Origin of the sequence: Micromonospora sp. NBS 11-29, from assembly GCF_002140155.1 — a bacterium.
GTDB lineage: Bacteria > Actinomycetota > Actinomycetes > Mycobacteriales > Micromonosporaceae > Micromonospora.
Genome location: NZ_NAPR01000036.1, coordinates 31,144 through 51,450, shown reverse-complemented (window position 1 = coordinate 51,450; position 20,307 = coordinate 31,144). Strand labels below are relative to the sequence as shown.

The window sequence follows — 20,307 nt, the reverse complement described above, 5'->3', positions numbered from 1 at the left end:
CACACGGCCGCCCGTGTGAGAAGGGGCCCCTTCTCGACGCCACGCGTTAAGAAGGGGCCCCTCCTTGCACCCCAGACCACGCAGCGGGCATGAAACTTCGCGAACGGGGTAACTGCGGGCGCAGCATCCGGCCTCACGAGGGGAGCCACCGGCATGGGCGGCGGCCTACGGTTGAACATGAACGCCCTGGACTACCTGATCCTGGCGCTCTACTTCGTCACGGTCCTGGGGGTCGGCTTCGCCGCCCGACGCGCCATCAAGACCAGCGTCGACTTCTTCCTGTCCGGGCGCTCGCTGCCCGCCTGGGTCACCGGCCTGGCGTTCGTCTCGGCGAACCTGGGCGCGCTGGAGATCATCGGCATGGCCGCCAACGGCGCCCAGTACGGCATCATGACGGTCCACTACTACTGGATCGGCGCCGTGCCGGCGATGGTCTTCCTCGGCATCGTGATGATGCCGTTCTACTACGGCTCCAAGGTCCGCAGCGTCCCGGAATACCTGCGGCTGCGCTTCAACCGCCCCACCCACCTGCTCAACGCGATCAGCTTCGCGGTCGCCCAGGTGCTGATCGCGGGCGTGAACCTCTACGCGCTGGCGCTGATCATGCAGGCGTTGCTGGGCTGGCCGCTCTGGGTCGCGATCGTGGTCGGCGCGGTGATCGTGCTGGCGTACATCACGGTCGGCGGACTCTCCGGCGCGATCTACAACGAGGTGCTCCAGTTCTTCGTGATCATCGCCGGTCTGGTGCCGATCACGGTGATCGGGCTGATCAAGGTCGGCGGCGTGAACGGGCTGATGGACGCGGTACGCGGCTCCGACCTCGGCGACGCCGGCCTGCACGCCTGGCAGGGCACCGGCAGCACCGACAACCCGCTCGGCGCACACTGGCTGGGCATCGTCTTCGGCCTCGGCTTCGTGCTCTCCTTCGGCTACTGGACCACCAACTTCGCCGAGGTGCAGCGCGCCCTGTCGGCACGGAACATGAGCGCCGCCCGGCGCACCCCGATCATCGCGGCGTACCCGAAGCTGCTCATCCCGCTGGTCACCGTGATCCCGGGTCTGATCGCCCTGATCACGGTGAAGGGACTGGGAGCCGACGAGGGCGACCTGGTCTACAACAACGCCATCCCGCTGCTCATGCGCGACCTGCTGCCCAACGGCGTGCTCGGCGTCGCGGTCACCGGCCTGGTGGCGTCGTTCATGGCCGGCATGGCGGCGAACGTCAGCGGCTTCAACACCGTCTTCACGTACGACATCTGGCAGGCGTACTTCCGGCGGGACCGGCCGGACGAGTACTACGTGCGGGTGGGGCGGATCGCCACCGTGGTCGCGGTGGTGGTCGGCATCGGCACCGCGTTCATCGCGGCCGGCTTCAGCAACATCATGAACTACATCCAGGCGCTCTTCTCGTTCTTCAACGCCCCGCTCTTCGGCACCTTCATCATCGGCATGTTCTGGCGCCGGATGAGCCCGCTGGCCGGCTTCTGGTCGCTGCTCTCCGGCACCGTGGTGGCGATCGGAACGTACCTGCTCTACCGGGGCGGCGTGATCAGCTTCAACTCCGACCTGGAGGAGAGCTTCTGGGGCGCGGGCCTGGCCTTCGTCACCGCCGCGGTGGTGGCCGTGATCGTCACGCCGCTGACCCGACCGAAGTCCGACAGCGAGCTGACCGGCCTGGTGTACGGCCTCAGCGACACCACGCTCGCCGACGACTCGCTGGCCGGCGACGCGGCCTGGTACCGCTCCCCGGTGCTGCTCGGCGTCGTCGCGGTGATCCTCGCCGCGCTCTTCTACATCCCGGTCTTCTGAGGAAGGGACCCACACCATGGCTGACCACGAGGACCGTCACTACCAGGGCGGCGAGGCCCACGACCCGCTGGTCGACGAGACCGAGGACGCGCGGGAGGAGCGCTCGGGCGCGGCCCGGCTGTTCGACATCCGCCGGGTCATCGGTGGGCTCTTCGTCGCGTACGGGCTGATCGTCGGGCTGATGGGGCTCTTCGACTCGTCGGCGGAGATCGACAAGGCGCAGGGCGTGCGGATCAACCTGTGGGCCGGCGCGGTGATGCTCGTGTTCGGGTTGCTGATGCTGCTCTGGCAGCGGCTGAGCCCGACCGAGGCGCCGGAGTCCGGCGAGGAGTCCTGACCCGGCCACGCCGGGCCGGTTCGGCATGGCCGGTCCCGCACGGGGTACGCCGGCAGGATCACGCATCCGGACAGGAGGCAGCAGCATGACCGATCGTGACCGCGGTGGCGAGCGGCCGCTGGAGGAGACCCCCGAGGTGGCCGCCGCGGTGGACGACGACAGCACGGTGTCGCAGCTGCGCACCGACGGCAGCGACCCGGACAACCCCACCTTCACGGAGCCGGACGGCGCGGTGGCCGACACCGGCTCGCCGGACATCCTCGGTGACCCCTACGCGGCCGGGACCGGCGCGACCGGCACCGGGACCGGCGCCGGCGGGGACAACATCCGCACCGGCGCCGAGCAGCCCTGGGAGCCGGAGGACCTGGTGCACGCCCGCGGCCAGGATCTGACCCCGGAGAACCTGGAACGGGCCCGCCGCGACCTGGCCGAGCAGGGCCGGGCGGCGATCGAGCGTACGNCCTGGTCGACGTGGGCGTCGACCAGGGGCCCGGGGATCCCGCGCAGGCGGTGCCTCACTCCCGCCGCCGCGGGTGGTTCGGCCGCGGCTCAGGAGAGCGGCGGGTACGCGTTCTGCATGAGCTGCTGGAACTGGGCCGCGAACCACGCGCCGGAGATCGGCGCGTCCGGCAGGGCGCCGGAGAGGTTGTTGCCGTTGCGGGCGTTACCGGTGTACGTCGGGTCGCACATCCGGTCGAAGCCCTTGCCCTCGTTGTTCGGGATGGCCTTGCTGGAGCCGTCCGACTCACCCGGAGGCTTCACCCAGACGTAGGCGTCGATACCCGGCTCCGGGTTGGCCTTCGGCCGCTCGCCGAGGCCCGCGCCGGACTGGTTGCACCAGTTGCCGGTGTGGTAGCGCCGGTCGATCCTGCCGCCGTTGACGTAGGCGTCCACGCTGGTCGACGGGCCCGGGCCGGTGGGCCGGGCGGAGCCGCCCCAGCCGTTGCGGGAGGTGTCGATCAGCATGCCGATGTTGCTGTCGAAGCCGACCGAGACCAGCTTCGTCCGGAACGCCTGGGCGAACGAGAGCTCGTCCACGTACTGGTTCCAGTCGATCCACTTGGACTGGCGCACGGTCTGGCCGTTCACCGAGTCGGTGACCTTGACGTACGGCTCCTTGAGCGCGGAGTAGTTCGCCGTGTTCACGATGAAGCCGTGCACGTTGCGCACCGTGCTGCCGGACGCGACGGCGGCGGCCTTGAGCTGGTCGGCGACCGGGCCGAAGTTGCTGTCCCAGCCGATCCAGCCGTGGTGCGCGGCGTCGATGTAGTTGTAGGAGTTGCTAAGCGCGCCGAGCTTCGCCAGCGCGTNCCGCCCGCGTTGCCCGAGGTGTTGGTCACCAGGTTGGGCAGCGAGTCGATCTCGATGATGTTGATGATGCGCAGGTTCTTGTACTTCGCGTCGCCCTGGATCGCGGCGATCGGGTCGATGTACTCCGACTTGTAGCGGGGCAGCTCGTCCGGGCCCAGCTCACCGTTGGAGGCGAGCGCCGAGCAGTCCCGGCCGGGCAGGTTGTAGATGACGAACTGGATGTAGCCGGCACCCTGGGCGAGTGCGGCGTCCAGGTGCTGACGGACGCCCATCGAGCCGTTGGAGCTGCTGTCCGGGGTGCCGTTGATCGCGGCGATCCGGTCGAGCCAGACGGCGGTCGGGTTGTTCGACACCCGGCTGCCGCCGGTCACCGACTCGGCCTTGGCCTTCCACTCCGGGTTGACGTACCCCTTCACCCCGGCGTACGGGTTGTCGACCTTCTGCCCCGGCGGGGTGCTGGTCGGCGGCGTGCTGGTGGGGGGCGTGCTCGTCGGCGGCGTGCTGGTGGGCGGGGTGCTCGTCGGCGGCGTGCTCGTCGGCGGGGTGCTGGTGGGCGGCGTGCCGCCGTTGCAGACCGTGCCGTTCAGCGTGAACTGGGTCGGCTTCGGGTTGCTGCCGCTCCAGGCGCCGTTGAAGCCGAGGGTGGTGCTGGCGCCGGTGCCCAGCGAGCCGTTGTAGGACTCGTTCTGCGCGGTGACGTTCTGCCCGCTCTGGGTCCACTTCGCCGACCAGCCCTGCTGCACGCGCTGGCTGCTGTTCGGGAAGGTGAAGCCGAGGTTCCACGAGGTGAGCGGGTCACCGAGGTTCTTGATGACCACGGAGGCGGTGAAGCCGCCAGCCCAGTCGTTGGTGGTGTAGTCCACGCTGCACTGGGTCGCGGCCTGCGCCGCGGTGACCGGGAGGGTCACCAGCCCACCGGCCACCAGGACGCCGGCGCCGCTGAGCGCGAGCGTCCGGCTCCGGCCGGACAGCCTTCTCCACAGATTCATGCCACTGATCTCCTTGGGCGAGACCGGATCCGCGTACGGCCCGGCGAATGGCGGTGGCGGTCGTCCTGCGGGAACGACCGGACGCGCCATGGGTCACTTCGGGGGGACGCCCGACCCGGACGGGCGTGAAGGGGTGGTGGTGCCAACCGGTCCGCAGGACCGGCCGAGGGAGCCCGACGTCGTTCCGGTGAGACCGGCTGCCCTCGACGTCCGTGCTCGCGGTGTGGCTCCCCGAACCGCGTGCAGCGATTCTTGCATGGGAGCGCTTCCATGGCAATGCCTCGATGCGCTCGTCGACCCTACCCGGCGCTGGCAGCACAGAAGGCGCAAAGAGGGCGCGGGGCGGCTCGGCACGCGTGAAAGCCACATCATCGGCAAACTCCTAAAAACGAATCTTTCCCCGAATAAGTCGCGAAAGGGTCTAACGTCGGCCGTAGCTCGACTGACGTCGGGCTCAGGACGAACAGGGATGGAGTGACGCTGGTATGGCTGACAAGATGCTCGGGAAGGTCGTCGCGGGTGCCGCTCTGGGCGGTGCGAGCCTTCTCGTGTTCACCCCGGGGATGGCCTATGCGGGCGGGCACGACGACGGCAAGGTCATCACCAAGCCGCACGTGGTCAAGGCGGGTGACACCGTCGAACTGCTGGAGATCTGCCCCGAGCCGCAGGAGCACGCCTACGTCTGGTCGAAGGTGACCGGCAAGGTCGACCTCCACCCGGCCCGCGACGGCGAGCACGGCGACTGGGCCGACGGCGGCGAACACGGCAACCGGAGCGACGGCGGCGACTGGGGCGAGGACGCGGACCAGGGCCCGGACGGCAAGGACGCGCACGGCCCGGACGAACACGGCAAGGGCCCCGAGGAGGGCAAGGACGAGGCCGGCAAGGGCCCCGAGGAGGGCAAGGACGAGCAGGGGAAGGGCGAGCAGGGCAAGCCCGGCACGCCACAGCCGCCGGCCGACGCGCCTCGGCCCGGCGGCAAGGGTGGCGGCCTGGTCGCCGACCCGGAGGACCAGGCACCGGACTGGGCGGGCCACGAGGAGCACGGCCAGGACGCCGAACCGGGCTGGGACGCCTCCGACTGGGCCGGCGACGAGTCTCGCGGTGACGGCAAGGACGGACACGGCAAGGAGGCCGAGCACGGCGGCCCCGGCAAGGAAGCCGAGCACGGCAAGGAAGCCAAGGACGCCGAACACGGCAAGGACGGCAAGGAAGCCGAACACGGCAAGGAAGACAAAGACGCCGAGCACGGCAAGGACGCCAAAGAGGCCGAACACGGCAAGGAGGGCGAGGAAGCCGCCGCCGGCAAGGACGCCGAGTACGGCGACGAGCACGGTAAGGACGGCAAGGACGAGCACGGCGGCGAGTGGCAGGGCGGTGACGGGTACGGTCGCGACGAGGCCGGCTGGGAGCACGGGGAGGACTTCGTCTACTACGGCGAGGCCCACGTCTCGGAGCACGTCCGTCCGGGCCGGTACGAGCTGAGCGGCTCCTGCGGCGAGGGCGAGCTGGTGGTCCTGCCGCGGGGCGGGGTCGACGGCGGTGACGGCGGCATGTCCACCACCGGCGTGGACCGTGGTCTCGCCACCGGTGGCGCGGGCATGATCGGTGCCGCCGCGCTGGGCGGTCTGGTGCTGCTGCGCCGGCGCCGGGCCGGTGACCTGGCCTGACCGGACGACGACCCGGGCCGGCGGCCGTCACGGGAGACCGTGGCGTGCCGCCGGCGCGGCCGTCGTCGTCCTGCTCGCCATGGTGGGCTCCGGCCTGATCGGCGCGTCGTTCCGCACCGTGCCGCCGCCCACTCCGCCGCAGCCGATCGCGCAGGGCGGCCCGGTGGCGACGACGGACTCCGCCGACCCGGCGGCGGCCGGCGACGCGGACGTCGAGGACACCGCGCCGTGGGACGTCCCCTCGACCGCGTCGGGTCCTTCGGAGCCCGCATGGCCCACCTGGCCCACACCGTCCGGCCCCGCCCAACCCACACCATCCAGCCCCACCCCGACATCACCCGGTCCTACCAGGGCCGCACCGGGCACCACACCCGCAGCTCCGGCACCCCCCGGAGCGCCGACCGGACCGGGAGCACCGGGAGCACCCGCGCTACCGCCGGGTGCCCCGGTCGCGCTGCCCCGGTCGGTGCCGACCACCATCTCGATCCCCCGGATCGGGGTACGTGCCGAGATCATGACGCTCGGCACCAACCCGGACGGCACGGTCCAGGTGCCGCCGCTGGACCAGGCGATGAAGGCGGGTTGGTACTCCCCCGGCGCGAGCCCCGGCGAGGTCGGCAACGCCGTCGTCGTGGGCCACGTCGACTCCGCCAAGCTCGGCCCGGCGGTCTTCTTCAGCCTCGGGGCGCTGGTGCGGGGCGACACCATCGCCGTCACCCGGCAGGACGGCTCGACCGTCACCTTCACCGTGGACGAGGTCCGGTCGTACCCGAAGACCGCGTTCCCGGCGGAGCAGGTCTACGGCCCGTCCGGCGTGCCCGGCCTGCGCGTGGTCACCTGCGGCGGGGTGTTCGACCGGACCGCCGGCAGCTATCTCAACAACATCGTCGTCTACGCACACATGACCGCATGACCGGCGCGGCGCGTCGGGGTGTTAAGCGGGGCCCCCTCCTATACCGCAGGCGTTAACAGGGGGCCCCGCCTTACACTCAAGCCGCGGCTGACGTCCGGACCAGGGTGCGGATCTGGCGCAGCAGCACCGACAGCGCGGACAGGTCGGCGCGGGACTCGTCGAACTCCCCCATCGCCCGGTGCGCCCGGTGGATCGAGGTGGCGTTCGCCTGCTCCCACTCCTGCACCCGGTCGGCCGGCGTGAGGCTGTCCGAGGTGGAGCCGAGCACCTCCGCGGTGAGCGCGGCCAGCGCGGCGTACAGGTCGTAGCGCAGCGCCATCCGGGCCAGGGTCTGCCAGCGGTCCTCCCGTGGCAGCAGGGAGATCTTCGACAGCAGGGCGTCCACCCGGAAGCGGTCGGAGAGCACGAAGTAGACCGAGGCCACCTCGTTCACGTCCCGCCCGCTGGACTGGGCCGTCTCGACGATGTCGAGCAGGCCGAAGCTGTACATCAGGCGGGTCGCCTGATCGGCCAGCTCCCGCGGCAGCCCCTTGCCGGCCAGCGCCTCGACGTGCGCCGCGATGGCCTCCCGCTCGGTGCCCCAGAACAGGTCCGTGAGTTCGGGCAGGAGCCGGGCCACGCCGTCGCGCAGCCGGGCGATCTCGGTCGGCACGTCGATCGGCGAGCGCCGGTTGGTGACCAGCCAGCGCACCGCCCGGTCGAGCAGCCGCCGGGTGTCCAGGTAGACGGCGGTCTGCAACTCCGGCGACACCTTGTTGTCCAGCGCCTCGACCGCGTCCCACAGGTCCCGCAGCCCGAAGACCTCGCGGACCACCACGTACGCCCGCAGCACGTCCGCCGCGGAGGCGGCCGTCTCCTCGACCACCCGGAACACGAACGAGATCCCGCCCCGGTTGATCGCCTCGTTGACCAGCACGGTGGTGACGATGTCCCGGCGCAGCCGGTGCCGGCCCATCCGGTCGGCGAAGCGCTGCCGCAGCGGCGTCGGGAAGTAGTTGACCAGGACCTCGGTCGTCCACTCCTCGTCCGCGAGCCCCTCGCTCACGATCTCGCGCTCCAGCGCGATCTTCACGTACGCGAGCAGCACCGCGAACTCCGGCGCGGTCAGCCCGTTCTCGGTGCGGACCGCCAGTTCCTCGTCCGGCGGCAGCGCCTCCAACGCCCGGTTCAGCGCGCCGGAGCGCTCCAGCTCGTGGATCATCCGCCGGTGCACCGGGAGCAGCGAGGCGGCCTGCGCCTGGGCGTTGTTGATCGCCCGGGCCTGGTCGTAGTTGTCCCGCAGCACCAGCTCGGCGACCTCGTCGGTCATCTCGGCCAGCAGCTCGTCGCGTTCCGGCCGGTCCAGCTCCCCGTCGGCGACCGCCGTGTTGAGCAGGATCTTGATGTTGACCTCGTGGTCGGAGCAGTCCACCCCGGCCGCGTTGTCGATGAAGTCGGTGTAGATGCGGCCGCCGCTGGTGGCGTACTCGATCCGGCCTTCCTGGGTGAAGCCCAGGTTGCCGCCCTCGCCGACCACCCGGCAGCGCAGCGCGCGGCCGTCCACCCGGATGGCGTCGGTGGACTTGTCCCCGACCTCGGCGTTGGTCTGCGTCGACGCCTTGACGTAGGTGCCGATGCCGCCGTTCCAGAACAGGTCGACCGGTGCGGTGACGATCGCCTTCATCAGCTCCTGCGGGCTGAGCTGCGTGACGTCGTCGCCGAGGTCGAGCGCCGCACGCACCTGCGGCGTGATCGGCACCGACTTCGCGGTACGCGGGTGGATGCCGCCGCCCTCCGAGATCAGCTCCCGGTCGTAGTCCTCCCACGACGACCGGGGCAGGTCGAACAGCCGCTTGCGCTCGCGGAACGAGCTGGCCGCGTCCGGGTCCGGGTCGAGGAAGATGTGCCGGTGGTCGAAGGCGGCCACCAGCCGGATGTGCTCGGACAGCAGCATCCCGTTGCCGAACACGTCGCCGGACATGTCGCCGACGCCGACCACGGTGAAGTCCTGGGTCTGGGTGTCGTGCCCCATCTCCCGGAAGTGCCGCTGCACCGACTCCCAGGCGCCCCGGGCGGTGATGCCCATCTTCTTGTGGTCGTAGCCGGCCGAGCCGCCGGAGGCGAACGCGTCGCCCAGCCAGAAGTCGTGCGCGGTGGAGATCTCGTTGGCGATGTCGGAGAACGTCGCGGTGCCCTTGTCCGCCGCCACCACCAGGTAGGGGTCGTCGCCGTCGTGCCGGACCACGTCCGCCGGCGGCACGATCTCGCCGNCACCGCCTCGTCCCGGTCGCCCGGCTTCTGCTTGAGCACGAAGCCGCCCTTGGCGCCGACCGGCACGATCACGGCGTTCTTCACCATCTGCGCCTTGACCAGGCCGAGCACCTCGGTGCGGAAGTCCTCGCGCCGGTCGGACCAGCGCAGCCCGCCCCGGGCCACCGGCCCGAACCGCAGGTGCACACCCTCGAACCGGGGCGAGTAGACGAAGATCTCGAACTTGGGGCGGGGCGCCGGCAGGTCCGGGATGGCCTGCGGGTCCAGCTTGAACGCGACGTACGGCTTGGGCCGCCCGGCCGGCGGCTTCTGGTAGAAACTGGTGCGCAGCGTCGCCTGCATCAGCGTCAGGTAGGCACGCAGGATGCGGTCCTGGTCGAGGCTGGCCACCTCGTCCAGCGCCTCGCCGATCGCGGTGACCAGCTCGTCGCTGCGCCGCCGGCGTTCGTCCATCGTGGTCGCGCCCGGCGCGAACCGGGTTTCGAAAAGCCGCACCAGCAGCTCGGCGATGCGCGGGTAGGCGATGAAGGTCTGCTCCATGTACTCCTGGGAGAACACGGTGCCGGCCTGCCGCAGGTACTTCGCGTACGCCCGCAGCACGACCACCTGCCGCCAGGTGAGCCCGGCCCGGAGCACCAGCTCGTTGAAGCCGTCCACCTCGGCCTCGCCCCGCCAGGCGGCGGCGAACGCGTTCTCGACGTGCGGGCGCACCTCGGCCAGGTCCTGGTGCCGCTCGGGCAGCTCCAGCCCGAAGTCGTAGAGCCAGATCCGGCCGTCGACGCGCTCCACCTCGTACGGGTGCTCGTCGACCACCTTCACGCCGAGCGAGTGCAGCACCGGCAGCACGGCGGAGAGCATCATCGGCTCGCCGTACCGGTAGACCTTGAACCGCACGTCCATCGCCTCGTCGGCGTCGGCCGCCCGCCCGTAGGCGCGGGGCGCCAGTTGCTTGCGGAACAGGTGCATCTCGAGCTGGCCTGGCTCCTCCAGCAGCTCCAGCTTGGCCAGGTCCTTCATCGCCTCGTACGGCGTGTGGCCGTCCTTGTAGCCCTCCGGGAACGCGTCGGCGTAGCGGCTGAACAGGTGCTTGGCCTGCTCGTCGCCGAGCTTGCGCTCCAGCACCAGCCGGTAGTCGTCGTCCCAGAGCCGGGTGGCGTCGGCCAACTCCTCGGCCAGCAGGTCGGCGTCGATGTCGCCGGGCGGGTTGTTCGGGTCGGTACGAACGATGAAGTGCACCCGGGCCAGCATCGACTCGGTCACCCGGGTGGTGTAGTCGACACCGACGCCGTTCAGCTCGCGCAGCAGGATGTCCTGCATGCGCAGCCGGTTCTGCGTGGTGAACCGGTCCCGCGGCAGGTAGATCAGGCAGGAGATGAACCGCCCGTACGCGTCGCGGCGCAGGAACACCCGCAACTGCCGGCGACCGGCCATCCGCAGCACGCCGATCACCGCGTGGTAGAGGTCGTCGGTCTTGATCTGGAACAGCTCGTCGCGCGGATAGGTCTCCAGGATCTGGAGCAGGTCCTTGCCGGAGTGGCTGCGCAGGCTCAGGCCCGAGCGGTCCAGCACCTCGGCGACCTTCCGCCGGACCACCGGCAGCTCCTGCACACTGGTCCGGTACGCGGCGGTGGAGAACAGGCCCAGGAAGCGCCGCTCCCCGACCACCTCGCCGGCCTCGTTGAAGATCTTGAAGCCGATGTAGTCGAGGTAGGCCGACCGGTGCACGGTGGCGCGCGAGTTGGCCTTGGTGATGATGAGCAGGCGCTTCTCCAGCACCTTCTCGTGCGCCTCGGGCGTCATCGAGGCCAGCGACCGGGCCTCCGGCGAGTCGGAGCGCAGGATGCCCAGCCCGGTGCCGAGGACGGCTTCCAGCGCCTGCCCGCCGCGCGCCCCGTCCGTGTCGACCAGTCGGTACTCCCGGTAGCCGAGGAACGTGAAGTGGTCGTGCGCGAGCCAGCGCAGCAGCTCGACGGAGTCGGTGATGTCCTTCTCCGGCACCGGCGGGCGGCGCTCCGACGTCCGCGCGGCGGCCAGTTCGTCGGCGAGTGCCATCGCCCGCTGGCGCATCTTGGGCCAGTCCTCGACGGCCTCCCGCACGTCGGTGAGCACCCGCTGCAACTCGCGGCGCAGCGCCTCCCGCTCGCCCGGGTCACGGACCGGGTCGATCTCGATCCGCATCCAGCTCTCGACCAGGTCGCCGGCGATCGCGTCGTCCGGCTCCACGTCGGCGGAGACCTCGGCGAGCCGTCCCAACGGCTCGCGTCGGACCACGACCAGCGGGTGCACCAGCAGGTGCACGTCGAGGTGGCGGGAGTTCAGCAGCGCGGTCACGGAGTCGACCAGGAACGGCATGTCGTCGGTGACGATCTCGACGACGGTGTGGTGCTGCTCGGCGTCCGGCTCNCCCGGGCCGCCTCCAGCATCTCCTCGGCGGTGAAGCCGATCAACTCCTCGTCCGGCGCGAACCGCCAGAAGCGGCCCACCAGGGTCGCGGCGTCGTGGTCCTCGCCGGCCAGCGCGACCGCCTGGGCGACCAGCCGTTCCGCGTTGGGTACGGGTTCGTCCAGCTCCGCGTCCTCTGACTCGTCGACCAGCGCCTGTGTGGGCAGGCCCAGGTCGTAGAGGGTGTCGATGCTGGAACCGGTCATCCCGGTCACCCCTGTGTCGAGACGGCCGAAACCGTCCCCATCGGTCGCCGAATCGAAGCTGTCGTCGTCCTGGCTGGTGTCAGCCTGGAGATCGGGTCCCGGTTTGATCGCCGGACGCCGGTCCATCGGTGCCACTCCCCTCGACCCACCGCGTTGTGGGTCACTCTGCCGCCCAGCCTAGGCCCTGCCGCTGTGTCCCTCGGTCGGCGGACCACTGGCCGGACGTCCGGATCGGGACTTCGCCCTTTCACCTGCTGCGGGTCCGTGGTCGGCCGGTCGCGGAGTACCCCGACTGGCGATGTTCATCACCCTGCCACATGCCACTTGTCACTCCGCCGCAGGCGGTGGCGGGGCGGTGGGGAGCCGCGCGCCGTACTAGCGTGCAGGGCAGTTACGCACCGGAGGGACCGCTTCATGCCCGTCTCGTACCCCGTCCGCCCCCGCTTCCACACCCGTCACCGCCTCTGCGCGACGGCGACCGCCGTGCTGCTGACGGCCGGCGCGGTGACCGGGTGCTCCGGCGAGGACGGTCCGGAGCGCGCCGTCGACGCCTTCCTGAGCGGTTGGCGCTCCGGCGACCTTCAGGCGGTCGGCTTCATCGAGCCGACCGGCGGGCGGGTGCCGGCCGCCGAGGTGACGAAGCAGCTCCGGGCGCTCTCCGGCGAGCTGGCCGCCACCCCGCCGGAGCTGGCGCGCACCGGCGAGATCACCACCGCCGGTGACATCGCCACCGCCCGGGTCCGGCTGACCTGGACGCTTCCGGGCGGCGCCCACTGGGCCTACGACAATCCGGTACGCCTCAAACACGGCGGCGACGACCAGTGGCAGGTGATCTGGGAGCCACGCGTGGTGCACGAGAAGCTGGAGAGCAACGACCGCCTGGCGTTGCGCCGCGAGCCGTCGACCCGGGCCGGCGTGCTCGACGCCGCCGGCAAGCCGATCGTGGTGCCCCGCCCGGTGGTGCGGGTGCAGGTCGCGCCGGCCGAGGTCACCGACGTGCCCGGGCTGGTGCGGAAGCTCGACGCCGCGTTCAAGGCGGTCCGGCCCCCGCTCGACCCCCCGGTCGACCTCGGTGACCTGCCCAAACGCCTCAAGGAGGCGGACCGGGACGCGCTGGTCGAGGTGGTCACCCTGCGCAACGAGGCGTACCGGCAGATCAAGCCCCGCATCTACGAGCTGCCCGGCACCCGGTTCCCCGCCGACCAGCTCATGCTGGCACCGACCCGGGAGTTCGCCCGGGCGCTGCTCGGCTCCGTGGACCCGGCCCAGGCCGACGACCTCCAGGCCCACCCCGACCGGTACGCCCGCGGCGACCTGGTCGGCCACGGCGGCCTCCAGGGCCGGTACGACGAACGGCTACGCGGTGTCCCCGGCATCACCGTGATCACCGAGCGGCCCACCGCGGAGGGCGCCACCGAGCCCACCGGCAACGAGCTGTTCCGCAGCGCCCCGCAGGCCGGGCAGCCGGTGAAGACCACCCTGGACGTGGCGACCCAGAACGCCGCCGATGCCGCGTTGCGCGGCCAGACCCGCCGGTCCGCCCTGGTCGCCGTGCGGGTCGGCGACGGTGCCGTGCTGGCCGCCGCGAACGGCCCCGGCGCGGCCGGCGAGAACCTCGCCTTCACCGCCCAGGTGCCGCCCGGCTCGACGTTCAAGATGGTCAGCGCGCTGGGCCTGCTCGACCGGGGCGCGGTGACGCCGCAGACCACGGTGGCCTGCCCGAAGACGTCCGACGTCGACGGCCGGATCTTCACGAACTCGGACGGCTTCGAGCTGGGCTCGGTGCCGTTCGCCACCGACTTCGCCAAGTCCTGCAACACCGCCTTCACCGCGCTGGCACCGCAACTCGGCGCGGACGGGCTCGCCCAGGCCGGCCGTACCCTCGGTCTGGAGGCCGCGTGGGATCTCGGCGCGGACGTGTTCACCGGCAAGGTCTCCGCGAACGGCGGGCGCACCGAGCAGGCCGCCGCCGCGATCGGCCAGGGCACCACCCTGGTCAGCCCGCTGGCGATGGCCGGCGCGACCGCCGCGGTGGCCCGGGGCCGCTTCGAGCAGCCGAAGCTGCTGCTCGACCCCGCGCCGGGCCGGCCCGCCCCGGCCGGGCCGGCGCTCAAGCCGGAGTCCGTGGCGGCGCTGAAGACCATGATGCGCCAGGTGGTGACCGACGGCACCGGTGCCGCGTTGGCGGACGTGCCCGGCGACCCGGTGCACGGCAAGACCGGCACGGCGGAGTACGACAACGACCCGAAGCACACCCACGCCTGGTTCGTCGGTTGGCAGGGCGACGTGGCCTTCGCCGTCTTCGTCGAGCAGGGCGGCGCCAGCACGGCCAGCGCGGTGCCGATTGCCGAGCGCTTCCTGCGCGGCCTCACCCGCTGACCGGCGGCGCCTCCTCGGCCGGTCGGGTCTCCGCCGCCGGCACCGCCACGCGGCGCAGCAGGCCGGGCCCGGCGGTCAGGCCGTCCGGGACGGGTCCGGCAGCCACATCGGCGGCTGCCCCAGGGGCGGGCCGTCGGCCTCCNNNNGCGGGCCGATCGGAGCCACAGCGGCCGGCGGGCCGATCGGAGCCGCAGCGGCCGGCGGGCCGAAGGAATCCGCTGCCGGCGGTGGGCCGGCCGGGTCCGCCGCGGGCACGGGCCGGGTCGCCGTCCCGCGCTCCGCCGGGCGGCCGTTGCCGCCACGGGGGGCCGGCGCGGCCGGACCGGCCGGCAGCAGCCGGGGCGGGAGCGCCCCCGGGGCGACGACCGGGGCGAGCCCGGCCACCACCGTGTTCACGATCTCCGCCGCGTACGTCCCGTCCTGGTCGTAGTCGGGGTCGAAGACGGTCAGCTCGACGCCGAGGCAGTGCGGGGTGTCCACCAGCCCGGCGAGCAGGATCTCCAACTCGGCGAAGGCGATCCCACCCGGGTCGGGCGCGTCCACGGCCGGCATCACCGCCGGGTCGAGCACGTCGACGTCGATGTGCACCCAGTAGCCGGCGCAGTCGACGAGCTGTTCGTGCGCCCACTGGGCGGTCCGGGCCGCGCCCTCGGCGCGCAACGCCGGCACCGGTCGGGTGGTGATGCCGGCGGCCTGGAGGTCGAGGCGGTACTCGTCCTGCGCGCGGATGCCGAGCACCACCACGTCGATGTCGCGGAAGTAGGGCCGCCGCCCCTCGATGGCGGCCAGGTCCGGCTGCCCGCGCCCGGTGACCAGCGCCAGGTCCTCCCCGGCCGCCGCGCCGACGTAGGACGCGTTGCCGGGGTGCCGGAAGTCGGAGTGGCCGTCCACGAAGACCAGGCCGATCCGCCCGCCGACCGCCTCGCCGAGCCGGTGCATGGCCAGTGCCGAGCCGAGCAGCACCGAGCAGTCCCCGCCGAGCACCAGCGGGAACTCGCCCCGGTCGATGATCGCGCCGATCCGGTCGGCCAACGCCAGCGAGTACGCGGAGATCTCCGGCGCGTGGCAGACGCCGTCGCCGGGTCGCCAGTCGCCGGGGTCGTACCGGGGCGGGGTGAGGCAGCCGGCGTCGCGGGCCCGCAGGCGGGCGAGCAGGCCGTGGTCGCGCAGCGCGCCGGGCGCCTTGGCGCAGCCGGGGACGGAGCTGGCGGTGGGCGGCCGGAGCCCGAGGTTCGTCGGGGCGTCGAGGACGGCGATCCGGCGCATCATGGGCTCCCGTCCTCGGAGGTCGGGCGGGCCGGCGGTGCGCCGGCCCGCGCGGGCGGTGCGATGAACTCAGAACAATGCGCTGGCCAGGGCTCGGCGGGCAGAGGCCACGGCGGGGTCGTCCGGGCCGGCGATGGTGAACAGGCTGATCAGGTGCTGGCGCACCTGGTCACGTTCGTCGCCGGCGGTCCGCCGGACCACCCCGACCAGACGCTGGTAGGCCTGCTCGGCCAGGCCGCTGAGCACCTCGATGTCGGCGGCCAGGAGCTGGGCGGCCACGTCGTCGGGGGCGGCGGCCGCGGCGTCGAGCGCGCCCTGCGGGTCCGCGCCGGCCACCCGGCGGGCGAGCCCGACCTGGGCCAGCCCCGCTTCCGCCGCGGCGTCCGCCGGTGACTCGGCCAGGATCTTCCGGTACGCCGCCTCGGCGGCGTCGAGGTCGCCGCTCATCAGCGCGTCGTCGGCCGCGTCGAGCCGGGGGTCCTCCGGCTCGGCCACGGTGACCCCGGCGGCCTTGAGCACGGCCTGGAGCCACTGCCGGAGCTGCGGCTCGGTCACCACGCCCGGGAACGCGTCGACCGGGCGACCGCCGACGATGGCGTAGGTGGTCGGCAGCGACTGGAGTTGGAACATCTGCGCGAGCCGGGGCTGCTGCTGCACGTCGACCCGGGCCAGGAGCCACGCCCCGCCCCCCTCGGCGGCGAGCCGCTCCAGCACCGGGGCGAACTGGTCGCTCTCCGGGTAGCCGGCGGCGCCGAAGAAGACCACGACCGGTGTGGCGAGCGAGCGTTCGAGCACCTCGGACTGGATGTTCGCCTCGGTCACGTCGATCACGGCGGCCGAGCCGGCGGCTGCCGTGATCGGACCGCCCTCGGACGGTGTGGCGGGCGGAGTGTCGGCCGGTGCGGGGGTGCGCAGCGCGCTGAGGTCGACCGCGCCGCGGGTGAAGATCGACGAGGTGATCCGTGGGTCGCTCATGGTTGTCTAGTCTCGCACGGGTCGCACCGAACTCAGCTCACCCGCAACGGCGACGTTGCGACTCTCACCCCTGCTCAGAAGCGGGCGGGCTCGCGGTAGACGCCCCACTCGGCGCGCAACGCGTCGCAGATCTCGCCAAGCGTGGCCTCGGCGCGCACCGCGTCCAGCATCGCCGGGATCATGTTCCCGTCGGTCCGGGCGACCTCCACCATCGCGCGTACGGCGGCGGTGACCGCAGCCTCGTCGCGGGCCGCCTTGCGTTCCGCGAGCACCCGTCGCTGCTCCAACTCCACCTCGTGCGAGATGCGCAGGATCTCCAGGTCCTTGGCGACCGTGCCGGTGTGGCAGTTGACGCCGACGATCCGCTTCTCGCCCTTCTCCAGCGCCTGCTGGTAGACGAACGCCGACTCGGCGATGTGCCCGGTGAACCAGCCGTCCTCGATGCCACGCAGGATGCCCGAGGTCATCGGGCCGATCCGGTGCGGGCCGTCGCCGCCGAGCTGCCGGATCCGGGCGAAGATCTCCTCCGCCTCGGCCTCGATCCGGTCGGTGAGCGCCTCGACGTACCAGGCCCCGCCGAGCGGGTCGGCCACGTTCGTCACCCCGGTCTCCTCCATCAGCACCTGCTGGGTACGCAGGGCGATCTCGGCGGAGGAGTCGGTGGGCAGCGCCAGCGTCTCGTCCAGCGCGTTGGTGTGCAGCGAGTTGGTGCCGCCGAGCACCGCCGCGAGCGCCTCGACCGCGGTCCGGACCACGTTGTTGACCGGCTGCTGGGCGGTCAGCGACACCCCGGCGGTCTGGGTGTGGAACCGCAGCCACTGCGCCTTCTCGCTGGTCGCGCCGTACACGTCGCGCAGCCAGCGGGCCCAGATCCGGCGGGCGGCCCGGAACTTGGCGATCTCCTCGAAGAAGTCCACGTGGGAGTCGAAGAAGAAGCTCAGCCCGGGGGCGAAGACGTTGACGTCCAGCCCGCGCGACAGGCCCAGCTCGACGTACCCGAACCCGTCGGCCAGCGTGTACGCCAGCTCCTGCGCGGCGGTCGATCCGGCCTCGCGGATGTGGTAGCCGGAGACCGACAGCGGCTTGTAGCGCGGGATCTCGGCGGCGCAGTATTCCATCAGGTCGCCGATCAGGCGCAGGTGCGGCTCGGGGTCGAACAGCCACTCCTTCTGCGCGATGTACTCCTTGAAGATGTCCGTCTGGAGCGTCCCGTCGAGCGTGGACAGGTCGGCGCCCTGCCGTTCGGCGGCCACCAGGTACATGCAGAAGACCGGCACGGCCGGCCCGGAGATGGTCATCGAGGTGGTGACGCCGGCCAGGTCGATGCCGTCGAACAGCACCTCCATGTCGGCGGCCGAGTCGATGGCGACGCCGCAGTGCCCGACCTCACCGAGCGACTGCGGGTCGTCCGAGTCGCGCCCCATCAGCGTCGGCATGTCGAAGGCCACGGAGAGCCCGCCACCACCGGCGCCGAGGATCATCTTGTACCGCTCGTTCGTCTGCCGCGCGTTCCCGAACCCGGCGAACTGACGGATGGTCCAGGCCCGTCCGCGATAGCCGGTCGGGTGCAACCCCCGGGTGTACGGGAACTCGCCCGGCCAGCCGATCCGCTCGAAGCCCGGGTACGCCGTCCCCTCCGGCGGGCCGTACACCGGGTCGACCGGCAGGCCGGAGAGCGTGGTGAAGTCCGCGTCGCGCTTGCGGGCGGCGTCGTAGCGAGCCTGCCAGCGCGCCCGGCCGGCGGCGATCTCGTCAGCGTCCATGCGCGGCGCTCCTCCTCGATCCTGGTCCCAGGAAACCGAGTGTAGAACGCCGCCCTGAACGATCGCTAAGGAAGCGCGTACCGGCCGGTAACCCGGGAGCAGGGCCCGTCGTGGTCGGCCCGGAGCAGGCAGCGTCGGCCGCCGTCCATCCGCAGATCACAGAAGACCCGATGGCGTACGCCCTGCTCGCCCTCGGCCGACACGGTGGTCTCGCCGGGGTCGGCCGAGCCGAGCACGCCCGACCAGCGGGCCACCACCCGGGCCAGGCGGACAGCCCCGGCCAGGTCACCGCCGACGACGGGCAGGCGGATGACGAAGCGTTCGCGCACCGCGCTCACCTCTCGGGGTCGAGTGGAGTGGAAGGGTGGGTCCACCCGCCCGCCGCGCACGGGCGGACCCACCCGCCCTGCCACCGCGGCACCCTTTCCGCAGCACGGCACCAGGGCAACTCAGCAAGCAGGGCACTCGAACCGGTCAAGGGTTCCGGTAACCGCCCGAGCACGCCCCGCTACCGCGACCATAGCAAGAGGGCAACGTAGCAACAATGGTCCATTGCAATANCCCGCTCGCACACGCCGATCTATGTGCAGCTCGCCGATCTGATTCGGGAGCAGATCGAGTCGGGCGCGCTCCCGGCCGGAGCGAGCATCGGCAGCGAGACGCGGCTGAGCCAGGAACATCAGATCGGTCGTGATGCCGTTCGCATGGCGATCGCGCTGCTGCGCTCGGAGGGCCTGGTCACCACCAGCCGGCCCTTCGGCACCCGGGTTCGGGAAGCGCCTCAGCGGCGGCGGGTCGAACTCGCGGCCGGCAGCTCGGTCGTCGCCCGGATGCCGACCGGCAACGAACGCCGGACGATGCAGCTCGACGAGGGCGTGCCGATCCTCGAAGTCCACGGCCCAACGGGCGACGTGGAGCTGCTACCCGGCGACGAGGTCGAGCTGATCCGCCCCCGGGACGCCTGACCAGCCGACCAGCATCGACGTCGTCCCCAGTCGCACGTCGGCACCGCTCGACGGCAGGGCGCCGAAGCGCTTCGCACCCGCCCCCACTCCCCCGAAACGCTTGCCGACGACCGGCCCCTGCACTACGCCGAAACGGTGGTATCCCCATCCCCGCGACACCACCACTTCGGCGAACCGGTGTCGATCATCGCCAGCCTGAGCCGCCGAGGCCAGAGTCGGCCCGCCGGATTCGGGACCAATGAGTCGATGGACGCCGGGAAGCGACCGAGCCCCAACACAGTGCGCCCGCCGCCCAGCCTCCGGTAGGCATGGATGCCCTTCCGCGTCCCCCGCGATGCACCACCCACCCATGGCGTTCCACCCAAGCTCAAGAAGGGCCACGACTGGAACGCCATGGGTGCCTGNCATACCGTTCCACCCACGCCCAAGCAGAGCCACGACTGGAACGCCATGGGTGTCTGCGGCGCCCGGGGCGGGGGCGTTGGGCATCGGTGAGCGGCCGAGGAAGGCCGGTGCACGCCGCCGGCCCGCGCCGGGGAAGGTGGACAGGGTCCGGCCGATCCACATGCGCCATCAAGTTTGCAGGCGCCAGGGACCCACCACTATCAGCGCACAGGTGCGCCGGGGTCGCCGATGGCCACGTCGTCCACCCGGATGTTGATCTCGTCGACGCGCAGGCCGTACGCCTCGACGGCGGACGTGACCGCGGCCCGCACCCCGTCGGTGACCTGGGGAACCGGATGACCGCCGTCGATCACGATGACCAGGTTGACCACCGCCGCGCCGTTGGTGACGTGGGCGGAACAGCCGCGCCGGGCGTCGCCGACCTGGTCCAGCCCGACCCGGTCGAGCACGGCGTTGAAGAAGCGGGCCACGTCACCGCCCAGCTCGGCCACGCCGGGGACGGATTTCGCGGCGGCCACCGCGATCTTCTCCACCACCTCGTCCGCGACCTCCGTGCTCCCGCCCGCCGTCGCCGCCGGGGTGATCGACAGCTCCTGCGTCGCCTCGTGCTCCACGCCGCGCTCCCCA

Annotated in this window: 11 protein-coding genes and 3 pseudogenes; 7 read left to right on the top strand and 7 right to left on the bottom strand. The window is 71.9% G+C overall.

The genetic code is table 11. The features are described from left to right. Positions 1-153 precede the first annotated feature (153 nt). The 3 genes and pseudogenes from B1205_RS28715 to B1205_RS28705 all read left to right on the top strand — a co-directional run. Positions 154-1,809 carry a sodium:solute symporter family protein gene (locus tag B1205_RS28715; protein WP_089158452.1) on the top strand — a complete coding sequence of 552 codons (1,656 nt, stop codon included), beginning with the start codon at positions 154-156 and terminating at the stop codon, positions 1,807-1,809. A gap of 16 nt (positions 1,810-1,825) precedes the next feature. Continuing rightward, positions 1,826-2,146 carry a hypothetical protein gene (locus B1205_RS28710; protein ID WP_089158451.1) on the top strand — a complete coding sequence of 107 codons (321 nt, stop codon included), beginning with the start codon at positions 1,826-1,828 and terminating at the stop codon, positions 2,144-2,146. 85 nt (positions 2,147-2,231) lie between these two features. Next, positions 2,232-2,606 (top strand): annotated as a pseudogene (locus tag B1205_RS28705) (hypothetical protein); the annotation flags it as partial. Between the two features lie 89 nt (positions 2,607-2,695). Here B1205_RS28705 and B1205_RS28700 read toward each other — a convergent pair. Then, positions 2,696-4,446 (bottom strand): annotated as a pseudogene (locus tag B1205_RS28700) (glycoside hydrolase family 6 protein). Positions 4,447-4,931: 485 nt separating this feature from the next. On the opposite strand from B1205_RS28700, the gene B1205_RS28695 reads away from it, so the two are divergent. Together B1205_RS28695 and B1205_RS28690 are read left to right on the top strand one after the other, a co-directional pair. Then, the gene (locus B1205_RS28695; protein WP_089158450.1) at positions 4,932-6,116 is read left to right on the top strand and encodes a hypothetical protein; all 1,185 of its coding nucleotides are present in this window, start codon (positions 4,932-4,934) and stop codon (positions 6,114-6,116) included. A 163-nt stretch (positions 6,117-6,279) separates the two neighbouring features. Then, positions 6,280-7,029 (top strand): class F sortase, encoded by a 750-nt coding sequence (locus tag B1205_RS28690; RefSeq protein WP_441338593.1) that lies wholly within the window; start codon positions 6,280-6,282, stop codon positions 7,027-7,029. A 76-nt stretch (positions 7,030-7,105) separates the two neighbouring features. On the opposite strand, the pseudogene B1205_RS28685 reads toward B1205_RS28690, so the two are convergent. Further along, positions 7,106-12,053 (bottom strand): annotated as a pseudogene (locus B1205_RS28685) (NAD-glutamate dehydrogenase). Between the two features lie 288 nt (positions 12,054-12,341). Between B1205_RS28685 and B1205_RS28680 the strand changes: the two are divergent. Then, positions 12,342-14,306: a penicillin-binding transpeptidase domain-containing protein gene (locus B1205_RS28680; RefSeq protein ID WP_089158449.1), complete on the top strand. Its 1,965-nt coding sequence runs from the start codon at positions 12,342-12,344 to the stop codon at positions 14,304-14,306. 75 nt (positions 14,307-14,381) lie between these two features. Here B1205_RS28680 and B1205_RS28675 read toward each other — a convergent pair whose 3' ends face one another. From B1205_RS28675 to B1205_RS28660, 4 genes are all read right to left on the bottom strand, one after another. Beyond that, on the bottom strand, positions 14,382-15,575 hold the full coding sequence (locus B1205_RS28675; RefSeq protein WP_369597322.1) for an arginase family protein: 1,194 nt from the start codon (positions 15,573-15,575) through the stop codon (positions 14,382-14,384). A gap of 66 nt (positions 15,576-15,641) precedes the next feature. Continuing rightward, positions 15,642-16,547, bottom strand: coding sequence for a tetratricopeptide repeat protein (locus B1205_RS28670; RefSeq protein WP_089158448.1), 906 nt, complete (start codon positions 16,545-16,547; stop codon positions 15,642-15,644). Positions 16,548-16,621: 74 nt separating this feature from the next. Beyond that, complete coding sequence (locus B1205_RS28665; RefSeq protein WP_089158447.1) at positions 16,622-18,310, bottom strand: acyl-CoA mutase large subunit family protein; 1,689 nt, start codon at positions 18,308-18,310, stop codon at positions 16,622-16,624. A gap of 65 nt (positions 18,311-18,375) precedes the next feature. Further along, positions 18,376-18,639 carry a hypothetical protein gene (locus B1205_RS28660; protein ID WP_089158471.1) on the bottom strand — a complete coding sequence of 88 codons (264 nt, stop codon included), beginning with the start codon at positions 18,637-18,639 and terminating at the stop codon, positions 18,376-18,378. 255 nt (positions 18,640-18,894) lie between these two features. On the opposite strand from B1205_RS28660, the gene B1205_RS28655 reads away from it, so the two are divergent. After that, positions 18,895-19,275 carry a GntR family transcriptional regulator gene (locus B1205_RS28655; RefSeq protein WP_254910287.1) on the top strand — a complete coding sequence of 127 codons (381 nt, stop codon included), beginning with the start codon at positions 18,895-18,897 and terminating at the stop codon, positions 19,273-19,275. A gap of 605 nt (positions 19,276-19,880) precedes the next feature. On the opposite strand, the gene B1205_RS28650 is transcribed toward B1205_RS28655, so the two are convergent. After that, positions 19,881-20,294: an Asp23/Gls24 family envelope stress response protein gene (locus B1205_RS28650; RefSeq protein ID WP_089158445.1), complete on the bottom strand. Its 414-nt coding sequence runs from the start codon at positions 20,292-20,294 to the stop codon at positions 19,881-19,883. Positions 20,295-20,307: the final 13 nt, after the last annotated feature.

Coding starts and splice junctions, on each gene's coding strand:
- B1205_RS28670 (WP_089158448.1), bottom strand. CDS start 16,547: ATGAGCGACCCACGGATCACCTCGTCGATCTTCACCCGCGGCGCGGTC.
- B1205_RS28710 (WP_089158451.1), top strand. CDS start 1,826: ATGGCTGACCACGAGGACCGTCACTACCAGGGCGGCGAGGCCCACGAC.
- B1205_RS28665 (WP_089158447.1), bottom strand. CDS start 18,310: ATGGACGCTGACGAGATCGCCGCCGGCCGGGCGCGCTGGCAGGCTCGC.
- B1205_RS28715 (WP_089158452.1), top strand. CDS start 154: ATGGGCGGCGGCCTACGGTTGAACATGAACGCCCTGGACTACCTGATC.
- B1205_RS28680 (WP_089158449.1), top strand. CDS start 12,342: ATGCCCGTCTCGTACCCCGTCCGCCCCCGCTTCCACACCCGTCACCGC.
- B1205_RS28695 (WP_089158450.1), top strand. CDS start 4,932: ATGGCTGACAAGATGCTCGGGAAGGTCGTCGCGGGTGCCGCTCTGGGC.